The organism is Salaquimonas pukyongi, assembly GCF_001953055.1.
Lineage (GTDB): Bacteria > Pseudomonadota > Alphaproteobacteria > Rhizobiales > Rhizobiaceae > Salaquimonas > Salaquimonas pukyongi.
Genome location: NZ_CP019044.1, coordinates 1695210 through 1715307, shown reverse-complemented (window position 1 = coordinate 1715307; position 20098 = coordinate 1695210). Strand labels below are relative to the sequence as shown.

Here is a 20098-nt window from a genome sequence, read left to right as displayed (position 1 = left end):
ATCAGGTTGTTTAACACTTCACCTTCTGTTTGTGTAATCACTACTTTCACCTTCTTTTATGCCCCGATCTGAAGGTAGAGTGGTTGCGTTCGAATCAAATACCCAAAACCTGGTGGGTGAAACTAAGCCACCAAAATCTGGGGGGTATTTTGAGGGTGAAGCCTCACGATTTATGAGGTGGTGGTTGCCCGGCATAACCGTCGCAGTGGCGAACCGATCGCCCGCATTGACGCTGTAACGTGTTCAAATCAGCAATTCTCAAACGAAACCACGCTGAGTCTGCCTGACAGCGGGCTTGATGTGCTCTGTTGCCGTTAGGTCACGACAATTTTACACCTTGCCCTTGCCGACTTTGTCATATTTCTTACAATGACAAATATCTTACACCTGTCGCCGGATTGAATTGATGGCGGCATGATGGCGTTGGTGATGACAAAAGTGTTTCAAAAAGCCCGGGCGCGTGACGAAATTCTCGATTTCGTTCTGCAGAACTGTCTTGCCCATCGCCTTGGGGATGAGCGCCCCAGTGGATACGGACCTGCGTTCAATCCGATCGGTTTTCTGGGAAAAATGGCGCAGGCGGGCGATCTGATTTTGGTGTCCGGCATCCCGCAGCACGGGTGGTCCTTGTGCTGGCTGCACCGCATTTCCAGCGATCAGCCGGAAAACCGCTATCTGTGCGAAAGCGTGGAAACGGGCGAGATGAGCTGGTGGTCGAATGTGGGCATCGAATATCTCGACCGCGATGTGGTTGAGAGCCATCCGCAATGGCGATGGACGGATCAGCAGTTCGCCTTCAATGACCGCTGGCAGCGTGCCTGTGGCGAACCCGCGGACTGGCGGGGGCTGAAGCCGCTCATGCCGGTGTTTGAAGCCGGTTTTTCGGTGGCGCTGGCGCTTCAGGCAGCAACCGGCTGGCGGGAAGAGCGCCAGGAGCGGAGGTTTGAGGATTACCGCAAGGTTACGAAGACCGAAATGCGGTCCTTTTTCATGCACTGTCTTTCTGAAACTGTGAAGGCTTGAAGTTGTAAACGCACTCAAACCCATTGGGCTAAAGACCGGTGTCAAAGACCGGCAATGGCAACCTTGCTACCAACTGAGTTGCAGTCCCAATCGAGTTCCTCTCTGATCGCCGCTGACGGCGATTGCACCGCTGCCCGTCAATCGTGTTCCGGTGCCGTTGAGATTTTCAGAAAGCACGGTCTTCAATCCGATTCCGACCGCTGTCACATCTTCATTGGCTGCCGTGCCAAAACTCAACTTGATGCCGAATTTCTCACCTGCGATCAGATCGGGTTCGGCAAGTGCATTGGCTATGGCAAGGTTGCGACAGATATCTTCGTTGGCGATCGGCCCATTGCGCTCCCCATCGAAGCCACTGCTGTCACTGAACTGGTCGTTATCTCCATCGCCAAGTGAAATAGCGGCCGTGTTGGAGTAGTCTCCGCAGTTCAGCGGTTCGGCGTATACTACCAGGGTCTGGGCGGCTAGAAAGCTCAGCGCTGCAGCCGATGTTCGCAGGTTGATACGCCACACATTTTTTTGTGCTGCCCGGTTTTCGATGAAAATCATTATCGCCTCCGTGATTTATACGGAGATCAAAGCACAGTTGTGGACAAGCGCAAACACAGAGTTGTGGAAGCGGCAGGTTACACCCGGAAAGCCGTGTGATAAACAACTAATGTTGGGATTTAGTGGTACGCCCTAGGGGAATCGAACCCCTGTTTCCGCCGTGAAAGGGCGGCGTCCTAACCGCTAGACGAAGGGCGCACGTTGGAAGCAAGCAGTTGCTTCGTGCCGCGCTTATAGAGATGAACGGCCAGTGCTTCAACCGGAAAAACACCGCTGCCGTGGAAAATTCTGCAACGCTGCAAAAGGGCGTCGAAACGGCTGCCCTGGCCTAGGCTTTCTTCTTCTTGGAGCGCGAGCCCGAACGGCGGCAGGGATGGTGCCAGTCGCGCTGGCTTCCCACATCGATATGGACGGACCTTGTACGGCAATAGGTGCCGACACCGCCACGGCCTTCGATGGTGCGCAGATATTTGGCCAGGTCCCATTTGGAGATGCCGTCCACCTGGATGTCGGCTGCCTTGCAGTAGATGTGGGTCGAGTTGGAAACCCCTCCGGCGCGGCGGTTGCGTTTCGGGCTGCGATAGCCCGAGGTTACCATGACCTTTTTGCCGTAGCGGCGTTCCACCTTTTTGAGGATGGCAAGCAGTTCAGGCTTGAAGCAACTGACCTTGACCTTGTCTGTCTGCAGGATGAGCCCGGTTGGAGAAATCAGCCGGCCGATACCGCCAACGGAAGCGACCTGAATGTTGTGCTCGCCGGCAAGGCCCTCTTCGCCGGTCGAACCATCAGCGCCATTGATGCCGAAAATGGCGCTTTTGCGCTGTACGCCGGGAAGGCCCGCTCCGCCGGAAGACAGGGCTGAAGCCGAGGCGATGGCAGGTTTTGAAGGTTGTACCGTCTTTTTCGGTTTTGCCTGGCGGTTGGCCATGAACAGGCCGAACAGGCCGCGGGGCTTTTTCGGCTGCTCCACCTTTTGCTGGGTGAGCGGCTGGACGCTGGCAACTTCCTGAGAGGGTGTAACGGGATCTGTGACCGTGTTGGCATTGCCTTCAGCGGTGGTTGCGGCGTCAGCGGTAACGGCAACGGCAACGGCTTCACTGGTATTCGCTTCATTGGCATTCGCGCTGGCCGGGGCTGCTGCAGGTTCTGCAGCGGGCTGGGGTGCCGGCACTGTTTCGCTTGCAAGGGCTGCCGCTTTCAGGTCGACCTGCTGGGCGATGGCCTGATTGGCAGAGGGGGCTGGCACCGGATCGCCGGTCTCGGGCAAGAGCGCCAGTTCGGTGCCGGCGCTGTAGTCGGATGGCGAACGGGTGGGGACCGGAACGGTGCCCGGCTCATTTGCAAAGGCAGTTTCTGTAGTGCCGTCTTGAGCGGCAACTTCCGGTGAGGCGAGGGCCGCGCTTTCAAGGGTATCGGTAACCGGAGCGGCGACACAGCCACCAAGGGCGATCGCGGCGGCGGCGGGGAGCACGACAGCACCCAGTTTGTGCCGGATGGACCGGTATGAACTACAGCAGTGGCTTACAAGGGAAAAAGCATCCCGCCGCCCGTTGCGGACGGATGGAGCAAGGCATTTGGCGGTTTTTGCTGCAACCAGCTTTGCCACCCGCAGTTCCCCTTCCTTGGCCGGCATATCATCCGGCCCGCTCTCCAGTTCCATGTGCCCGTGTACTGCCCCCGGCAGTTGCGGCATATGGCCCCTTGAATGTGCCCGGAGACAACCCTGCCCGGCAATGCCGGCAGAAAGTCTCCTGAATTTGATGCCCCGGCTAACAGACGCCTGCGGCGTTTACAAGGTTTGCCGGTGGCGCATTCGCCCCGTATTGAGCCTCGGCACCGTTTGCCTGCGCTGCCGATTTTCCACCTTCCGGCGTTAACGAACCGTTTCAGCGCCAATGATGCGGCTGTCACCTGGCCCAACCAGGCCGCAGCCTGATGATCGTCACCGAACAGGCTTGTGCATGGCTGGCCAGCCAGCCCGGATTGACTTCAAGAATTCCCGCTGATGCAAGAAAAGCCACCCATAACGCGCAAACCACCCCGGTTAGTGTCTGCGCTAGGGCGAAAATAGGGCAAGACTATGGTCAGATGCCAAGGTTTTGGAAGTTTTCCGCCGCTTTCAGCTTTGGGCGGCGGGCGATGAAAACCACCCCGACACCGTAAAACACCCGCAAGTTGGGCAGCAGTTCAGACCTGAGGTTGTAGCGATATGTACACATTTCGCGCAAAAAGCTGCAATAAGGGCTTGCTGACCCACCGAAACAGGGTGCTAATATCGTAGAGAATCAGTAGAAGGCTGCACGGAGGGTGGGCAGCCAGGGTTGAGGGTCCAAGCGGCATGGGGGCCAAGCCACCGGATAGCAGCAAGAACAGAGCTTCCCTTGGGGAAGCCGAGGGCGCTTCTATGGCCGGTGCTCCACACGGGGCCGTCGAGGGCTCTGCAGAGGCGGTCGAGCGGACCGGCGGGGCCATTCACACCGAAGTTGTTGAATTGGCGGGAACCATCAAATGGTTCGACGTATCCAAGGGGTTCGGCTTTGTCATTCCCGATGAGGAAATGCCCGACGTGCTGCTGCATGTGACGTGTCTGCGCAAGGACGGCTTCAGCACCGTGCTGCCCGGCGCGCGCGTCGTCATCGAGGCCGTACAGCGCGAAAAGGGATGGCAGGCGCTCAGGGTGCTTTCCATGGACGAAAGCACCGCGACCCAGCCGCAGGAAGACGAAACCAGCCGCACCCATGTTACCGTTCAGCCGGAAAGCCCGCTGGAGCGCGTGCAGGTGAAATGGTTCAACCGCACCAAGGGATACGGGTTCGTGGTGAAGGGAACGGAAGACATTTTCGTTCACATGGAGACGCTGCGCAAATTCGGCATTGCCGAATTGCGGCCGGGGCAATATGTGCTGGTGCGTTTCGGGCAGGGGCCGAAAGGCTTGATGGCGGCAGAAATCTTCCCCGATGACGGCCGCGCCCAGATCAAGCAAAACTGATTTAACAACAATATCCTGCCGAAAATCTTTAATGTGTTGGTTGTGCACGCTAATGCTTGGGAGTGCGCTGGTGGTACTGTCCGGGATTACCGCTGCTGACCGGGCTGCACCATAGCGGCAATTTGCACCGGCCATTTTGCCATGGTTGACAGTACGGGCAAAACAGGTGGTATGCGGCGCTGGCGGTATGGTTGGAGTAACGGGCTTGGCGAACAAGGATGGCAAACGGCAGGAGCGCGGCAGGCCGGCGCCGGCGCATTCCGCCTTCGTTCCGGGCAGAACCCGGGCCGGCATCACCATTGCTTCCAGTCTCAGCTTTCGCAGTATCAGCCATGCCTATGGCGACAATGAGACCCTGAAGGATCTGGACCTGGCGGTTGAGGCAGGCGAGGTGCTGTCGCTGCTTGGCCCTTCGGGTTCCGGCAAGACCACGTTGCTGCGGCTTGCTGCGGGTCTGGTCAAGCCGGCGGCCGGGGAAATCCTGATCAACCAGCAGGTGGTTTCCAGCCCCGATGGCATGGTGCCGCCGGAGCGGCGAGGCGTGGGGCTTGTGTTCCAGGACTATGCGCTTTTTCCCCATCTCAGCGTCCGCAAGAATGTCGAATTCGGTTTGACGCAGCTTGCGCCGGCGGAGCGGGAAAGCCATGTGATGCACCTGCTGAAAACCGTTGGTCTGGAAGCGCGGGCTGACGATCACCCGCACAATCTTTCCGGCGGCGAACAGCAACGGGTGGCGCTGGCGCGGGCGCTTGGGCCCAAACCGGGCATTTTGCTGATGGACGAACCGTTTTCGGGCCTTGACGGGCGGCTGCGGGAAAGCGTTCGCAACGAGACGCTGGCGATCCTGCGCGAAACGCGCTCCACGGTGGTGGTGGTAACCCATGATCCGGAAGAAGCGATGCACATCAGCGACCGCATTGCCCTGATGGACAAGGGCAGGATCGTTCAGGTGGGGAAATGCGAAACGCTCTACCGCTCGCCGGAAAGTCTTTTTGCAGCGCGGTTTTTCTCCGAACTCAATACCTTTGCGGGCAATGTGGCGGGCGGCGTGCTGCAAACGCTGCTCGGCGATTACCCCCTTGAAGGTACCGGCAAAAACCTGCGGGCGGACGGGCCGGTTACCGTTTGTGTGCGCCCGTCCGACATTGCGGTGCTTCCCCGGTCGGTCAAAAAGGGGCGGCGCAAGGAAGATACAGCATCAGGCATGGCGGAAGCGGTGGTGATAGGGCGGCATTTTCTGGGTGAAAGCGAACTTGTAACGCTCTATGTGCCCCAGGGCGAAATCACGCTTCAGGCAAAACTGCCGTTCGGTGCGCTTGGCAGCGGGCAGGACCGGGTGAGAATCGGCTTTGATGCCGCCAAGGCGCTGCTGTTTTCCGAATAGGGGTGTTTTCAGAGGAGGGGCTTTGCAACCGGCGGCATTATTGCAGGTGACAAGGGGCAGCAGGCTTCCTATATGAAGCGGTAAGGGCCGGCGGAATTGACCATATTCTCCGGCTAAACAAGCTGACGGTTTGCAGGCGTGCTGCGCGCAGCCGGACTGTTTCCCGTTTTGTCCAGAACAGGGCAAAGGTTTGAAACGGGACGATGGTTTGAAATGAGCCAATGGTTTGACCCGTTAAGTTTGTTTGCGCATTCAGGTTTTTCCAATTCCGTCAAAACCTGAATTGCTTTAGAGTGTAGAAAACGTCTTATTCCCGGATGGCCGGGAGAGCGATGGAGAGGAATTCATGGGACAGATCGGCATTTGGCAGATCGTGATCGTTGCCGTGGTGGTTGTACTGCTGTTTGGCAGAGGCAAGATTTCCGAGTTGATGGGTGATGTCGCCAAGGGCATCAACTCCTTCAAGAAAGGCTTGAAGGACGAGGATACAGAGACGGCCAAGACCATCGACCAGAAGGCAAACGAGCCGGTCGCCGACATCAAGGAAAAGACGGAAAGCTGAACTGCTTCCGCCGTTTCGTGACCGCAGCCGCGTCCCGCGGGCTGCCTGAATCCGGATTGGGCCGTTGTTCGATATTGGCTGGACAGAAATGCTGGTCGTCGCCGTGGTGGCGATCATCGTGGTCGGTCCCAAGGACCTGCCGAAGATGCTGCGTTCCTTCGGCAAGGTAATGGGCAATATGCGCCGCATGGCCGGCGACTTTCAAAAACAGTTCGACGATGCGGTGCGCGAGGCGGATCTCGACGAGGTCAAGAACGTTGCCTCGGGCAAGGGGTTTTCGCCGCTTGAGGATATCAAGAAGGCGACCGACAAATACAATCGCGACCTCAAGCAGAGCATTGAGAATGCCGGCAGTAGCGACGACAAACCGGCAGCAGATGCCGGGGATGATCCGGGCGCCATTGCCGGGGAAAGCCTGCCGGAACCTGCAGCCGCCCCAAAACCGGCCAGCGCCGGCAAGCCGGTAAAATCGGCGCCCAAGCCGTCACCCAAGCCGGCGGCCAGTTCAACGACCACAAAACGTTCTCCCGCGAAATCAGCGGCCAAATCGGGCGCAGGAAACCCTGCGAAGAAAGCACCGGCGCGAAAACCCGCCCCGAAGAAGACAGCCGCAAAAAAGCCAACCCCAAATAGGGCTGCGCCAACAAAGGCTACCAGGGCATCATGAGCGCGGAGGACGACATCGAAGCCTCCAGCGCGCCGCTGATCGAGCATCTGATCGAATTGCGTCAGCGGCTGATGAAGTCGGTGATTGCGATCGCCATCTTCTTCGTCATCTGTTTCATCTTTGCCGACAGGATTTTCAACATCCTGATCATTCCCTATCAGTGGGGTGCGGGCACCACCGATGTTCGCTTCATCTATACGGCGCTGGAGGAATATTTCTTCACCCAGTTGAAAATTGCGCTGTTCGGCTCGCTGTTCATTTCCTTTCCGGTGATTGCGACCCAGCTTTACGGCTTTATCGCACCCGGACTGTACAAGAACGAACGCCGCGCCTTTCTGCCGTTTCTGGTGGCAACGCCGGTATTGTTCCTGATCGGCTCGTGCCTGGTCTATTTCCTCATCATGCCGCTGGCGACGCAGTTCTTCCTGTCACAGCAGCAGATCGGCGGCGACGGCCAGGCGGCGATTGAAAACCTGCAGGCAGTTTCGACCTATCTCGGCCTCATCATGACGCTGATTTTCGCCTTCGGCCTGGTGTTTCAGCTGCCGGTTGCGATCACGCTGCTGGCAAGGGTGGGGCTGACCAACTCGGCCTGGCTGAAGGACAAGCGCAAATATGCCGTGCTTTTGACCTTCGTTGCCGCTGCCGTGCTGACACCGCCCGATCCGATCAGCCAGATTGGCCTGGCGGTGCCGACCCTGCTGCTCTACGAAATCTCGATCTACATGGCGCGGATGGTCGAAAAGCAGCGCGAGGCGGCAGAAGCTGCAAGCGATACAGACGCTGACGGGAATGTTGACTCTGGGGATGTTGCAACCAAGTAAGCATCCCGCTACACGATCTCCATTCTTGCATCGCGGGAATCGGCACATGGTGCGTTTGCCCGTCTTTTCGTTTCAGGTTGATCCCAATGTTTGACATCCGATGGATTCGTGAAAACCCCGCGGCATTCGACAAGGGCCTTGCCCGGCGCGGGCTTGCGCCCCAGTCGGAAAGCCTGATCGCGCTGGATGAAAAGCGCCGGGCGCATACCGGCAAGGTGCAGGAGGCACAGCAGCGCCGCAATGCCGCCTCCAGGGAAATCGGCCAGGCGATGGGGGCCGGCGACACGGAAAAGGCCGAGAAGCTCAAAGCCGAAGTCGCCGGGCTCAAGACGTTTCTCACGGAAGCTGAGGACACAGAACGCAAGATCAACGAGGAACTGAAATCGGCCCTGGAAGTTCTTCCCAACCTGCCGCTCGACGATGTGCCCGATGGCGAGGACGAAAACGACAACACGCTCTATCGTGAGCATGGCGAAAAGCCTGAATTTGCCTTTACCCCGAAGGAGCATTTCGAGATTGGCGTTTCGGCAACCGGCATGGATTTCGATCAGGCTGCAAAGCTCTCCGGCGCGCGTTTCGTGGTGCTGAAGGGCGAAATCGCGAGGCTCGAGCGGGCGCTCGGCCAGTTCATGCTCGACCTGCACACCAATGAACACGGCTATACGGAAGTTGCGCCGCCTCTGCTGGTCAATGATGCGACCATGTATGGCACCGGACAGTTGCCGAAGTTTGCCGAGGATTTGTTCCAGACAAGGGCAGATGATGAAGAGCGGTTCTGGGGTGAGTACGTTGAAGATTTGAATAAACCAAGAAGCCCACATGTCTCTGAAGCGGAAGCCATTGAATCTGCACGCAAGAGATCAGAGTCTTGGATGAAAAGGCTCGTGGGCGGAGAATTTTCAAAGCGAATGTGGCTCATCCCCACCGCCGAAGTGCCGCTGACCAATATGGTGCGCGAGGAGATCGTCGAGAAAAAGGACCTGCCGATGCGCATGTGTGCGCTGACCTTCTGCTTCCGCTCGGAAGCAGGATCGGCCGGGCGCGACACACGCGGCATGCTGCGCCAGCACCAGTTCAACAAGGTGGAGCTCGTTTCGATCACCGACAAGGAAAGCTCGCTCGACGAGTTGGAGCGCATGCTCTCCTGTGCCGAAAAAACGCTGCAACTGCTCGGCCTGCATTACCGGGTAATGACCCTTTGCACCGGCGACATGGGCTTTGGCGCGCGCAAGACCTATGACATCGAGGTCTGGCTGCCGGGGCAGGGTGCCTATCGCGAAATCTCCTCCTGCTCGGTGTGCGGCGATTTTCAGGCCCGCCGCATGAACGCGCGCTACCGGGAGGAAGACGGCAAGACGCTTTCCCATGTCCACACCCTCAATGGTTCGGGGGTTGCCGTCGGGCGCATGCTGATCGCCGTGCTGGAAAACCATCAGCAGGAAGACGGCAGCGTTCGCATTCCTGAAGCATTGCAGCCCTATATGGGCGGCAAAACGGTGATCGGCGAGGCAAGGGGTGCCTGATGCGCATTCTCATTACCAATGATGACGGCATTCATGCGCCGGGGCTTCAGTCCTGCATCCGCATTGCCGAAACCTTCACCAACGATGTGTGGGTCTGCGCGCCGGAAAGCGATCAGTCCGGGCTTGCCCATTCGCTGACGCTTTCAGAGCCCTTGCGGCTTCGCAAGATCGAGGAAAAGCGCTTTGCGCTGAAGGGCACGCCGACCGACTGCGTCATCATGGCGGTGCGTGAAATCCTGCCCGAGCCGCCCGACCTTATTCTGTCGGGGGTCAATTCGGGCCAGAACATTGCCGACGATGTGACCTATTCGGGCACGGTGGCCGGTGCGATCGAAGGCGCGATGCTCGATATCCGTGCCATTGCCCTTTCGCAGGCCTATAGCTGGGACGAGGGACTGCGCACGGTGCCCTGGCATACGGCCGAAACGCTGGCGCCCAAAATCATTGCCGAACTGATCAAGACCGATTTTCCAAGACGAAGCTGTGTCAACGTCAATTTTCCCAATTGCGAACCGCAGGACGTCAAGGGAACGGAAGTCACCCGCCAGGGAACCTTCACCCACGGCCTTTACATGGAAAAGCGCCATGACGGGCGCGGCTTTCCCTATTACTGGCTGCGCTTCGGGCGCGAACGCGAAGCCCCGCGCGACGGCACCGACATCAAGGCGCTGGCCGAAAACAAGGTGTCGATCACGTCCCTGAAGCTCGATTTGACCGATGATGTCTTCAGTGCAACCTTGCGCGAACGGTTCTGAGCCAGATTCGCTGCGGCGGCTGCGCTCGGGCACAATGGATGCGGGATGAGCGATGCCGGTTGACAGGCGCGAGGCGGTTGCAAGCCTATTGTTGCGGTTGAGAACCGCAAGTGTGGTGGACAAGCGGCTGTTTGCGGCGTTCGAGGCAGTGCCGCGGCAGAATTTCGTACCGCTGGTCTTTCTCGATCATTCCTATGAGCCGGGCTCGTTTCCCATCGAATGCGGGCAGACCATGACGTCCGCCGACCAGGTTGCGCGCACGTTGCTGTCACTGGACGTCGGCGCCAGCCACCGGGTTCTGGAAATCGGCACGGGTTCGGGCTACCAGACCGCCTTGCTGGCGCATCTGGCCAAAAAGGTCACCAGTCTCGACCGGTTCCGCACCCTGGTGGACAAGGCCAAAATCCGGCTCGATACGCTGAAGATCACCAACACGCTCATCAGCCATGCCGACGGCATGGACGGCATGCCAAAATCGCTTTTCGACCGCATCCTGCTCAATGGATCGGTCAAGGAGCCGCCAAAACACCTGATCGAGCAGCTTGCTTCCAATGGTGTCATCATCGCGCCGGTCGGTCCGCCGGATGGTGTTCAGCAACTGGTGCGGATGACCAAGATCGGTTCCAGGTTCCAGAACGAAACCCTGTTCGAGGTGCGCATGCAGCCGTTAAAACCCGGCCTTTCAAGGGCAATCTGACGGTGGGCGGCTTCGTCATTCGACAGGCGCAGCCTGCCGACTGGCCATCCTGCTGGGCAATCCTCCAGCCGGTCTTTGAAAAGGGCGACAGCTATCCTTATCGCGGCGACATGGATGAAATGGATGCCCGCAGGCTTTGGCTTGAAAGCCCGCTGCGCTGTTATGTGGCGCAGGATAATGGTGGAGAGGTTCTCGGCACGTATTACCTGAAACCCAACCAGGCGGGCCGTGGCGATCATGTTTGCAATTGCGGCTATGTCACAGCCCAAGCTGCACGGGGCCGCGGTGTTGCCTCGGCCATGTGCCGCCATTCCCAGCAAGAGGCGCTGGCACTTGGCTTTAGCGCCATGCAGTTCAATCTGGTGGTCGCCAGCAATACCGGCGCGGTGGCGCTGTGGCAGAAGCTTGGATTTGAAATCATCGGCACGCTGCCGGGCGCCTTCCGCCACGACGAACTTGGTCCCGTCGATGCGCACATTATGTTCAAGACCCTGGCCTGAGCGGTGCCCGGAAAGCGAAACGGCATAAAATTCCGGCTCTTAACCCGGCGGTAAGATTAACGCGGTCTAATGAACTTGTTTCCAATTGTACCGCGTGAGTTTTTGAGTAATGCGTACCTTTATCATGCGCCGTCATGTCCGGCTTTTGAAGCGGACCGGGTTTGCCGTACTGATTGCGGCCAGTGCAACGGCATGCAGCTCTGACTTTACCCGATTTGACCGCAATCTTTACTCCGCCCTGCCTGGTGGAGCGCAGCCGCAGCCTGCTGCGGCCAACAATCCTTATCCTGCCGATGTCGATCCGACGACCACCGCCTCCATTGCACGCGGTGCGCCCCATCCGGCTGCCACGGTCGCACCGGCAGTGGGGCAGCCCGATCACGCCGGCTATCAGCCGATTGCCAATGTCAACAATCAGCCGATCAGGCTGAACAATCGCATGAATGGTGCGGTAAGCACCAACTACGGCAGCCAGACCGCGGGTAGTGTTGCTGCAGCACGTGCCGCCCCCACCTACAATTCCGGCGTCATCAAGCGCAGCCTGCCGAATCCGGTCAGCGGGCCAGCAGGCCTGCCATCGGCCCGTGCGCCGAAAGTCGATCCGGTCAATACCGGTTCAATTGCCCAGGCCGCCACCTCGCTGCCCAAACCATCGCTCTCTTCCGCTGCGGCTGCAGGTCAGGCAGTGGGTGGCCAGGCGGTGGGCGGATGGAACCGTACCGGCGGTACGGCCATCACCTTGCGCTCGGGCGAAACCCTGTACAATGTTTCAAAGCGCTATGGCGTACCGGTTGCGGCAATCATGAAGGCAAACGGCATCTCCAATGCCAACGAGGTACAGGCCGGCCGGCAGATTGTCGTTCCGACCTATGTCTATTCGCGCAGCGCGCCGGTTTCGGCGCCTGACAATGATCCGCTGACGCGTGCTTCGCGTGCAACCACCGGTCTTGCTGGCCAGGCAATGCCGGGCAGGATTGCCATCCCCCAGCACAATCCTCGGGAAATGGCAGCGCTTAACAATAATTCCAGCCTTAATGCCCAGCGCGAACAGATCGATCAGCGCTATGTTCCAAAGCCGCTGACCCGCGATCACAATGCAAACACCAGCGTGCCGGACTATTCCATCGTCACCGGATCGGTGTCCCGAACCGTACCGATGGACGGGCTCTATACGGTCAAATCAGGCGATTCGCTGTCGGCGATTGCGGTGCGAAGCGGAACCACGGTCAAAGCGCTGATGGACGCCAACGGTCTGGACAATTCCAACATCCGGGTGGGCCAGACCCTGCAATTGCCAGCGGCGGCAAATCAGCCAGCAGCCGCCCAGCAGGTGGCACGCAATGCGCCGGTTCAGGGGCCGAAAGCCTATGTGAAGCCGAGCCTGGATCAGACCGTCACCAATTCGGTCTCAGCCAAGGCGCCGGAGCGCACCGGAATCAAGAACCTGCGCTGGCCGGTCAGCGGGCGGATCATTTCCGGCTTTGGCGACAAGCGCCGCAGCGGCCCCAATGACGGCATCGACATTTCCGTGCCGGAGGGAACCACCGTGCGGGCTGCTGAAAACGGCGTCGTGATTTATTCCGGCAACGACCTTGAAGGCTTTGGCAATCTGATCCTGATCCGCCATGCGGACGGGTTCGTGACGGCCTATGCCCACAACAAGGCAAACCATGTGAAGAAAGGTGCGCAGGTAAAACGCGGCCAGCAGATTGCAGCATCGGGGCGCTCCGGCAGCGCCACGGTTCCGATGTTGCATTTTGAAGTGCGCAAGAACGCAAGGCCGGTGAATCCGGAGAAGTATCTCGGCGGGTAGGGGACACCCGGACTTCGTGGGGATTGGGGTATTTCTTCATCGAGCCCGCGCCGGTTTCCGGCGCGGGCTTCGCTTTTCTGGTCCGCCGGCGCTGGAAAACAGAACAGATCGAAGGGATCAATCCCGAATCGGACGATCTTTGCCCGCTCCTTTCAGCTGAATGATCGGCGACCTCCCATTTGGAAAGGTACAATGGGTCCCGGCTCGGCCTGTGGCCGTCCGGGATGACGGCGGTGGGTTGCGAACTCTGCCGCGGCCTAATCGAGGCGCTTTCCCAGCCTTCCGGCAAGATCCTGAACGAACTGCCAGGCAACCCGGCCCGAGCGCGCGCCACGGGTCGTCGACCACTCAAGCGCTTCAGCCCGCAGCTTTTCAGCAGGGTAGGATAGCTTGAAGTAATCAGTGTAACTCATTATCATTTCCAGATATTCATCCTGGCTGCACTTGTGGAAACCAAGCCACAGACCGAACCGGTCAGACAGGGAAACCTTCTCCTCGACGGCTTCGGAAGGGTTGATGGCCGTTGAGCGCTCGTTCTCCATCATGTCACGCGGCAACAGGTGGCGGCGGTTGGAGGTGGCATAGAAAATCACGTTATCGGGCCGCCCTTCAACGCCGCCTTCCAGCGCTGCCTTGAGCGACTTGTAGGAGGAATCGTCGTGGTCGAAGGAAAGATCATCGCAAAACAGGATGACGCGTTCCTTTCTGCCGCGCAGGAGGTTCAAAAGCACCGGCAGGGTGTCGATGTCCTCCCGGTGGATTTCGATCAGCTTGAGCGGCCTCTTGCCGGTTTCGTTGACGGCAGCGTGGGCAGCCTTGACCAGCGACGACTTGCCCATGCCGCGTGCGCCCCACAACAATACGTTGTTGGCGGCCTTGCCGGCGGCAAAACGCTCGGTGTTTTCAACAAGGATGTCGCGGACCCGGTCTATGCCCTTGAGCAGCGGCATGGCGATCCGGTTGACCTTTGCCACCGGTGAAAGGCGAAGCGTTTCGGCATGCCACACAAAGGCATCGGCTGCCGCAAGATCGGGGCTGGCCGGCGTGCGGACAGGAGAAAGCGACTCAACGGCGGCGATCAACCGGTCCAGCTTTTTGTCGAGGCCGGCAAGGTCGGGATTTTCTGACTTCTTTTTGCTCAAGGCAGCACCATGAAAAGGCCGGCGGCAGCGGCCGGGAGAATTTCGGATAGCAGCCCAAGGCGATAGCATGTGCGGTCCAATTGCCACAACCGCCGAATAGGGGACCGGTAAACGCCGGTTTGGTTTGCAATTGACCGTTCAATCACTATATTCCGCGCGATCATACAAGGCCGTCATGCCGACCAAGGGCGCAGCGGTCAGACAAGGTGAAATCAAGAAAGATTGGAGACCGGTCCATGTTCGTGACCCCGGCCTATGCCCAGACCGCTGGCGGCGGTGGAGACCTTTTCATGAGCATTCTGCCATTCGTGCTGATGTTCGTTATTTTCTACTTCCTGCTGATCCGCCCGCAGCGCAAGCAGATGCAGGAACGCAAGGAAATGCTTTCCAATGTCCGCCGCAACGACACCGTCGTCACCGGCGGCGGTGTGGTTGGCAAAGTCACCAAGGTGATTGACGACAATGAGGTCGAGGTGGAAATCGCCAAGGACGTGAAGGTGCGCGTGATGCGCAGCCTGATTGCCGATGTCCGGGTAAAGGGCGAGCCTGCCAAGCAAGCGGCCAAACAATCGGCCAAATAGGCGGCAAGGTGAGCGGTTCTGGCGCCATTTGGCCGTATTTGCGGCATATGGCGCTGACCATGCCCCTCCACTACAGTGCAGTAAGGCTGTGCCATTGCAAACAGGCGGCCTGTTAACCCGGTAACGCGGAACCCCATCATGCTGTATTTTTCCCGCTGGAGCACCGTTAGCATTCTCCTGGTTGTGCTGGCCGGCATTATCTTTGCCGCTCCCAATCTGGTTTCCAAATCGACGCTGCAGGCATTGCCAGACTGGCTGCCGAAAGACCAGATGACGCTCGGGCTCGACCTTCAGGGCGGCAGCCATCTGTTGATGCAGGTTGACCGGCCTTCCATGGTGGAGGAGCGAAAGGAAGCGCTGGAAGACGATGCGCGGCGCATTTTGCGGGAAGACAAGATCGGGTACCGCTTCTCCAAGCTGCAGGGTGAGGCGGGGCTGGATGTCCGGCTGCGCGATCCGGCCCAGCGCGATCTGGCGGTTGAAAAACTCGAAACGCTGACCCAGCCGGTCAATTCCGGCATTTTTGGCCAGGGCACGGTGCGCGAGATCGATCTTACCGAGCCTGAACCGGGACTGATCCGCCTGACGCTCAACGAAGACGGCATCGACAATGCCATGGCGGCAGCCGTCACGCAGTCTATCGAGGTTATCCGCAAGCGTATCGACGAACTGGGCACCACCGAGCCGGTGGTTCAGCGCCAGGGCGCGGACCGTATTTTGGTGCAGGTGCCGGGGCTCGATGACCCGGCACGCCTTAAGGCACTGATCGGCACGACTGCAAAACTCACCTTCCATCTGGTTTCCGATGCGATGAGCCCGGCTGACGCGCTCCAAAGCCGCCCGCCGGCAGGCACCAAAATCCTGTATGACGAAGAGACCGACCCGCCGACGCCTTATCTGGTGGAGAGCCGTGCGATGGTCGATGGCGAGGATCTCGTCGACGCGCAATCGGGCTTTGATCAGCGCACCAACGAGCCGATCGTCACCTTCCGTTTCAACACCAAGGGTGCTTCGCGTTTCGGCCAGGTGACGACGGCCAATGTCGGCCGGCCCTTTGCCATCGTGCTTGATGACAACGTATTGTCGGCGCCGGTCATCCGCGAGCCGATCATTGGCGGTTCAGGCCAGATTTCCGGCAGTTTCACGCCGGAATCCTCAAACAATCTGGCGATCCTGCTGCGCGCCGGAGCCTTGCCGGCCAAGCTGACCGTTCTGGAAGAGCGTACCGTGGGGCCAGGGCTTGGCGCCGACTCCATTGCTGCCGGCAAGATCGCGGCCATTGTCGGCGCGGTCGGTGTCCTGATCTTCATGCTGCTGGCCTATGGCCTGCTTGGCGTTATCGCCGACATCGCCCTTGCCGCCAACATTGCCATGATTGTCGGCATCTTGTCCTATCTTGGTGCAACGCTGACCCTGCCGGGCATTGCCGGTATCGTGCTGACCATGGGCATGGCGGTCGATTCCAACGTGCTGATCTATGAACGCATCCGCGAGGAACGGCGCAACGGGCGCAACCTGATCCAGTCTTTCGACGCCGGGTTCAGGACCGCCTTCGGTACCATTCTCGATGCCAACATCACCACGCTGATCGCCGCCTTTATCCTGTTCTATCTGGGTTCAGGTCCGATCCGCGGCTTTGCGGTAACGCTGGCGATCGGTATCGTGACCACCGTCTTTACCGCCTATACCTTTTCCCGCTTGATGATGGCGCTGTGGGTCAAGTGGAAACGGCCGAAGGAGCTGCCGCGCCGCCCGGTCTCCCTGGTGCCGGACAATACCGGTTTCCGCTTCATGACGCACAGGCGCTTCTCCTTCCCGCTGAGCGGCCTGGCCATGATTGCCTCCATCGTGCTGTTTTTCGCCGTGAGTCTTAATTTCGGCATCGATTTCAAGGGCGGCACGCTGGTCGAACTGCAGGCCAAACAGGAAACGGCCGATATCGGCGATGTGCGTTCGCGCCTTGGTGAACTGGAACTTGGCGATGTCCAGGTGCAGGAGTTCGGTTCACCACGCGAAATTCTCGTGCGGGTGGAAAGCCAGGGCACCGTCGACAACGCCGAACAGAGCGTGGAAACCCTGGTACGCCAGACTCTCGAGGCGGACTATGAATTCCGCCGCGTCGAAGTGGTGGGTCCGACGGTTTCCGGCGAACTGGCACAAACCGGCACGATAGCCGTCATTGCCGCGCTGCTCGCCATCATGGTCTATATCTGGTTCCGCTTTGAATGGCAGTTTGCGGTCGGCGCGGTGGTGGCGACGCTGCATGACGTGATCCTGACCATCGGCATGTTCGCGGTGTTGCAGCTTGAATTCTCGCTTTCCTCCATCGCGGCCATGCTGACCATTGTCGGTTATTCGCTCAACGATACGGTGGTTGTCTATGACCGAATTCGCGAGAATTTGCGCAAATACAAGAAAATGCCGGTGCCGCAATTGCTCGATCTTTCGATCAACAACACACTGTCGCGCACCATTCTCACCTCGCTGACCACACTGGTGGCGCTGCTGGCGCTCTACTTCCTGGGCGGCGAAGTGCTGGCACCGTTCACCTTTGCCATGATCTTCGGTGTTGTGGTGGGCACCTATTCGTCGGTGTTCATCGCTGCGCCCGTGCTGATCCTGTTCAAGCTGCGGCCAGGCCAGGTTGCCGGTGCCGACAAGGATGACGCGGACAGCGAAAAAGCGGCGACGGCTGCCACTCAGCCGGTCAATTTCGGCTGACCGCAAACAAGGGCGCAGATGTCATGGGCAGGGGCATAGAAATCCGCGAAGCCCATTTTCCCGGCCGGGCGCCGATCGATGCCTATGGCAATGGCGGTTTCCGGTTTGCCGATATGAGCCATCGCGGCAGCCTGCTTTGTCTGCCATCGGGCATCTATGGCTGGGATGTGGCAGAACCTGCCGATTTGACATCTGCCGCCTTTGAGACGCTGTTTGCCGAGGCAGGCGATATCGAGGTTTGCCTGATCGGCTCGGGCATCGATCTGGTACCGGTGGCAAAGGCGCTGCGCGAGCGATTCCGTGATGCTTTCATACAGGCCGATTCCATGAGTACCGGCGCTGCGGTGCGCACCTACAATGTGCTGCTGGCGGAAAACCGGGCAGTGGCTGCTGCGCTGCTGGCGGTGTGATGGCTGGCGCCGATCACAAGGACGCATTTTCCCATTGTGCCAGTGTTGTGCGGGAAGAAGACAGACCGCGTTATTCGGCAAGGCTGTTCTTGCCACAGACGGCCCGCGAAGAGAGTTTGGTGCTCGATGCCTTCCGGCTGGAAACCCTGAAGATACCCTATCTGGTCAGTGAACCCGGACCCGGCGAGATACGCCTGCAATGGTGGCGGGAGGTGATTAGGGGTGAGCGGGAAGCAGAAACCGCAGCCCATCCGGTTGCCCTGGCGCTGCGCTCGGTGATCGAACGGCATCAACTGCCGGTTCCTGCCTTCGAGCGTTATCTGGAAGGCGTGGCCTTCGAGTTTTATCATGATCTGGTCCCCGACAAGCCTGCGCTTGAGGGCCTGATTGGCGAGACCGAGAGTTTTTTGCTGCAGATGACGGCGCTTGCCGGCGGGCTGGAGCAGGGCAGTGCGCTGGCAGATGTCTGCGGCCATGGCGGCATGGCTTTGGGCATGGCGCGATTGCTGCGGCTGCTGCCCTGGCATTTGAGCCGCGGCCAAGTGCGGTTGCCGCTTGACCTTCTGAACGAGCACGGGCTGGACGAAACCCGCTTTGCTTCAGGGCAGTGGGAGCGGCGCGAGCAAGCGGTGGCCGCCTTTGCCATGCTCGGACTTGACCACGCCGCTGCCGCCCGTGCTGCGATCCGGCAGCTGCCAAAGACGGGCCGGGCGGTGTTTCTGCCTTTGACGGAAGCAGAACTTGTGCTGCAAGCCGTTAAAGCCCAGCCGGCGGCAGCATTGCGGGAGCCGGTTACCGCGTCACCACTTAAACTCCAGTGGGCATTCTGGAAAACGGCCTGGCGGGGATATTAGGGAGAATGCAATGAGCGGTAAGGAAAGCAAGGCGTCAGACATCATCAGCCTGCTGGGCATGTCCCGCCATCCAGAAGGCGGCTGGTTCGTTGAAACATTCCGCGACAGGCAAGGCCCGGACGGGCGCAGCCATGGCACGGCGATCTGCTATCTGCTTCAAGCAGGAGAGCGGAGCCACTGGCACCGGGTGGATGCAGCCGAGATCTGGCATTTCTACGCCGGGGCACCGCTTTCCTTGTCCGTTGGGCAGGGCAAGACGGTAAAAACCCATGTGCTGGGAACGGATTTTAAGGCAGGCGAACGGCCTCAAGCGGTGGTTGCGGCCGGACAATGGCAATCGGCACAAAGTACCGGCGCATGGACCCTGGTGGGTTGCACGGTTGCGCCGGGATTTGAGTTTTCCGGCTTCGAAATGGCGCCGCCGGACTGGCAACCGGGCAGTGGCGAAGGCTAACGCTGCGGAATGCGTCAATTTGTGTTTTGGCTGTCTGCATGGTTCAATCGACCCGTTGCGTAGCGTGCTCCGAAACTTGAAAAAGGAGGCAGGCTCATGACCCCCATCCATGTCTTGAATCATGCCAAACTGTTTGGCCTGTTCGTTGCCGGTTCGTTTGCACTGGCGGCGATGGTGCAGGCCGCTGAACTGCAACCGGCCGGGCCGATGACGGCCATACCGGCAGCAGGCCAGCAGATCGCATCGTTTTGCGGTGCGTGTTCCAACAGCGACCACGACGCCTGTGGCGGCCAGTCCAATGGCTGGAGTTGCTGTTCTTCCGGCTGCAGCGACGACAAGATGCAGTGCCACAACGTGACCAGCTGCGACAAGCTTGCCGGTATTGGCAATCGTTCCGGCATCAGCCTTGCCATCGGCTTGAAGACAGATGCTGCGGTTCCTGCATTGCCGGTCATTCGTGCCCAGTCGAATGCGTGCACCACTTGGTACAACAATCTCCAGGCGCAGATTTCGGCCCATAATTCGGAATGCTCGGGCACTTTGAGCGAGTCGCAGGTTGCCTATTGCAATAACCAGGTACAAAGGCTGAACAGCGAACGCGCACGGTATAACGCAGAGTGCGGATAGGCTGAAAAGGCTTCCGGCCTTGG

General features: G+C 59.2%; 20 protein-coding genes and 1 tRNA gene. 17 read left to right on the top strand and 4 right to left on the bottom strand.

Features of this window, described 5'->3' with window-relative positions; all coding sequences use genetic code 11:
* Positions 1 to 429: 429 nt before the first annotated feature.
* The gene (locus BVL55_RS08365; RefSeq protein ID WP_156892476.1) at positions 430 to 1023 is read left to right on the top strand and encodes a hypothetical protein; all 594 of its coding nucleotides are present in this window, start codon (positions 430 to 432) and stop codon (positions 1021 to 1023) included.
* Positions 1024 to 1089: 66 nt separating this feature from the next.
* Here BVL55_RS08365 and BVL55_RS08360 read toward each other — a convergent pair whose 3' ends face one another.
* From BVL55_RS08360 to BVL55_RS17040, 3 genes are all read right to left on the bottom strand, one after another.
* Positions 1090 to 1572, bottom strand: a complete 483-nt coding sequence (locus tag BVL55_RS08360; RefSeq protein ID WP_075996504.1) for a hypothetical protein — start codon at positions 1570 to 1572, stop codon at positions 1090 to 1092.
* Positions 1573 to 1695: 123 nt separating this feature from the next.
* Positions 1696 to 1770, bottom strand: a tRNA-Glu gene (locus BVL55_RS08355).
* A 130-nt stretch (positions 1771 to 1900) separates the two neighbouring features.
* Positions 1901 to 3232, bottom strand: a complete 1332-nt coding sequence (locus BVL55_RS17040) for a YcbK family protein (RefSeq protein WP_075996503.1) — start codon at positions 3230 to 3232, stop codon at positions 1901 to 1903.
* 678 nt (positions 3233 to 3910) lie between these two features.
* Between BVL55_RS17040 and BVL55_RS08345 the strand changes: the two genes are divergently transcribed.
* The 10 genes from BVL55_RS08345 (at position 3911) to BVL55_RS08300 (ending at position 13286) form a co-directional block, all read left to right on the top strand.
* The gene (locus tag BVL55_RS08345; RefSeq protein ID WP_083649446.1) at positions 3911 to 4561 is read left to right on the top strand and encodes a cold-shock protein; all 651 of its coding nucleotides are present in this window, start codon (positions 3911 to 3913) and stop codon (positions 4559 to 4561) included.
* 205 nt (positions 4562 to 4766) lie between these two features.
* A complete protein-coding gene (locus BVL55_RS08340; RefSeq protein ID WP_162841474.1) occupies positions 4767 to 5945 on the top strand; it encodes an ABC transporter ATP-binding protein in 1179 nt (392 codons plus the stop codon).
* Positions 5946 to 6291: 346 nt separating this feature from the next.
* Positions 6292 to 6507: a twin-arginine translocase TatA/TatE family subunit gene (locus BVL55_RS08335; RefSeq protein ID WP_075996500.1), complete on the top strand. Its 216-nt coding sequence runs from the start codon at positions 6292 to 6294 to the stop codon at positions 6505 to 6507.
* 64 nt (positions 6508 to 6571) lie between these two features.
* On the top strand, positions 6572 to 7174 hold the full coding sequence (gene tatB, locus BVL55_RS08330) for a Sec-independent protein translocase protein TatB (protein ID WP_075996499.1): 603 nt from the start codon (positions 6572 to 6574) through the stop codon (positions 7172 to 7174).
* A complete protein-coding gene (gene tatC / locus BVL55_RS08325; RefSeq protein WP_075996498.1) occupies positions 7171 to 7998 on the top strand; it encodes a twin-arginine translocase subunit TatC in 828 nt (275 codons plus the stop codon). Before tatB ends, tatC begins: the two co-directional genes overlap by 4 nt.
* A gap of 86 nt (positions 7999 to 8084) precedes the next feature.
* Positions 8085 to 9521: a serine--tRNA ligase gene (gene serS, locus BVL55_RS17365; RefSeq protein ID WP_075996497.1), complete on the top strand. Its 1437-nt coding sequence runs from the start codon at positions 8085 to 8087 to the stop codon at positions 9519 to 9521.
* Positions 9521 to 10276 (top strand): 5'/3'-nucleotidase SurE, encoded by a 756-nt coding sequence (gene surE / locus BVL55_RS08315; RefSeq protein WP_075996496.1) that lies wholly within the window; start codon positions 9521 to 9523, stop codon positions 10274 to 10276. Before serS ends, surE begins: the two co-directional genes overlap by 1 nt.
* A gap of 52 nt (positions 10277 to 10328) precedes the next feature.
* Entirely contained in the window at positions 10329 to 10973 is a 645-nt protein-coding gene (locus BVL55_RS08310; protein ID WP_075996495.1) for a protein-L-isoaspartate(D-aspartate) O-methyltransferase, read from the top strand.
* Positions 10974 to 10975: 2 nt separating this feature from the next.
* Positions 10976 to 11473, top strand: a complete 498-nt coding sequence (locus BVL55_RS08305; protein ID WP_244530470.1) for a GNAT family N-acetyltransferase — start codon at positions 10976 to 10978, stop codon at positions 11471 to 11473.
* A gap of 109 nt (positions 11474 to 11582) precedes the next feature.
* Positions 11583 to 13286, top strand: a complete 1704-nt coding sequence (locus tag BVL55_RS08300; RefSeq protein ID WP_075996494.1) for a peptidoglycan DD-metalloendopeptidase family protein — start codon at positions 11583 to 11585, stop codon at positions 13284 to 13286.
* Positions 13287 to 13543: 257 nt separating this feature from the next.
* Here BVL55_RS08300 and BVL55_RS08295 read toward each other — a convergent pair whose 3' ends face one another.
* On the bottom strand, positions 13544 to 14428 hold the full coding sequence (locus BVL55_RS08295) for an ATP-binding protein (RefSeq protein ID WP_075996493.1): 885 nt from the start codon (positions 14426 to 14428) through the stop codon (positions 13544 to 13546).
* Positions 14429 to 14664: 236 nt separating this feature from the next.
* Between BVL55_RS08295 and yajC the strand changes: the two genes are divergently transcribed.
* The 6 genes from yajC (at position 14665) to BVL55_RS08265 (ending at position 20075) form a co-directional block, all read left to right on the top strand.
* Positions 14665 to 15009, top strand: coding sequence for a preprotein translocase subunit YajC (yajC, locus tag BVL55_RS08290; RefSeq protein WP_075996492.1), 345 nt, complete (start codon positions 14665 to 14667; stop codon positions 15007 to 15009).
* A gap of 138 nt (positions 15010 to 15147) precedes the next feature.
* Positions 15148 to 17730 (top strand): protein translocase subunit SecDF, encoded by a 2583-nt coding sequence (gene secDF, locus BVL55_RS08285; RefSeq protein ID WP_075996491.1) that lies wholly within the window; start codon positions 15148 to 15150, stop codon positions 17728 to 17730.
* Positions 17731 to 17753: 23 nt separating this feature from the next.
* The gene (locus BVL55_RS08280; protein WP_075996490.1) at positions 17754 to 18140 is read left to right on the top strand and encodes an Mth938-like domain-containing protein; all 387 of its coding nucleotides are present in this window, start codon (positions 17754 to 17756) and stop codon (positions 18138 to 18140) included.
* Positions 18140 to 18994, top strand: a complete 855-nt coding sequence (locus BVL55_RS08275; RefSeq protein WP_075996489.1) for a phytoene/squalene synthase family protein — start codon at positions 18140 to 18142, stop codon at positions 18992 to 18994. The genes BVL55_RS08280 and BVL55_RS08275 overlap by 1 nt, the downstream gene beginning before the upstream one ends.
* A gap of 10 nt (positions 18995 to 19004) precedes the next feature.
* On the top strand, positions 19005 to 19448 hold the full coding sequence (locus tag BVL55_RS08270; protein ID WP_075996488.1) for a cupin domain-containing protein: 444 nt from the start codon (positions 19005 to 19007) through the stop codon (positions 19446 to 19448).
* Between the two features lie 96 nt (positions 19449 to 19544).
* Positions 19545 to 20075, top strand: coding sequence for a hypothetical protein (locus BVL55_RS08265; protein WP_075996487.1), 531 nt, complete (start codon positions 19545 to 19547; stop codon positions 20073 to 20075).
* The last annotated feature ends 23 nt before the right edge of the window (positions 20076 to 20098 follow it).

Bases quoted from the DNA above. Each gene is read 5' to 3' on its own strand.
- BVL55_RS08365 (WP_156892476.1), top strand. From the start codon at position 430: ATGACAAAAGTGTTTCAAAAAGCCCGGGCGCGTGACGAAATTCTCGAT.
- BVL55_RS08360 (WP_075996504.1), bottom strand. From the start codon at position 1,572: ATGATTTTCATCGAAAACCGGGCAGCACAAAAAAATGTGTGGCGTATC.
- BVL55_RS17040 (WP_075996503.1), bottom strand. From the start codon at position 3,232: ATGGAACTGGAGAGCGGGCCGGATGATATGCCGGCCAAGGAAGGGGAA.
- BVL55_RS08345 (WP_083649446.1), top strand. From the start codon at position 3,911: ATGGGGGCCAAGCCACCGGATAGCAGCAAGAACAGAGCTTCCCTTGGG.
- BVL55_RS08335 (WP_075996500.1), top strand. From the start codon at position 6,292: ATGGGACAGATCGGCATTTGGCAGATCGTGATCGTTGCCGTGGTGGTT.
- tatC (WP_075996498.1), top strand. From the start codon at position 7,171: ATGAGCGCGGAGGACGACATCGAAGCCTCCAGCGCGCCGCTGATCGAG.
- serS (WP_075996497.1), top strand. From the start codon at position 8,085: ATGTTTGACATCCGATGGATTCGTGAAAACCCCGCGGCATTCGACAAG.
- surE (WP_075996496.1), top strand. From the start codon at position 9,521: ATGCGCATTCTCATTACCAATGATGACGGCATTCATGCGCCGGGGCTT.
- BVL55_RS08310 (WP_075996495.1), top strand. From the start codon at position 10,329: ATGCCGGTTGACAGGCGCGAGGCGGTTGCAAGCCTATTGTTGCGGTTG.
- BVL55_RS08300 (WP_075996494.1), top strand. From the start codon at position 11,583: ATGCGTACCTTTATCATGCGCCGTCATGTCCGGCTTTTGAAGCGGACC.
- yajC (WP_075996492.1), top strand. From the start codon at position 14,665: ATGTTCGTGACCCCGGCCTATGCCCAGACCGCTGGCGGCGGTGGAGAC.
- secDF (WP_075996491.1), top strand. From the start codon at position 15,148: ATGCTGTATTTTTCCCGCTGGAGCACCGTTAGCATTCTCCTGGTTGTG.
- BVL55_RS08280 (WP_075996490.1), top strand. From the start codon at position 17,754: ATGGGCAGGGGCATAGAAATCCGCGAAGCCCATTTTCCCGGCCGGGCG.
- BVL55_RS08275 (WP_075996489.1), top strand. From the start codon at position 18,140: ATGGCTGGCGCCGATCACAAGGACGCATTTTCCCATTGTGCCAGTGTT.
- BVL55_RS08270 (WP_075996488.1), top strand. From the start codon at position 19,005: ATGAGCGGTAAGGAAAGCAAGGCGTCAGACATCATCAGCCTGCTGGGC.
- BVL55_RS08265 (WP_075996487.1), top strand. From the start codon at position 19,545: ATGACCCCCATCCATGTCTTGAATCATGCCAAACTGTTTGGCCTGTTC.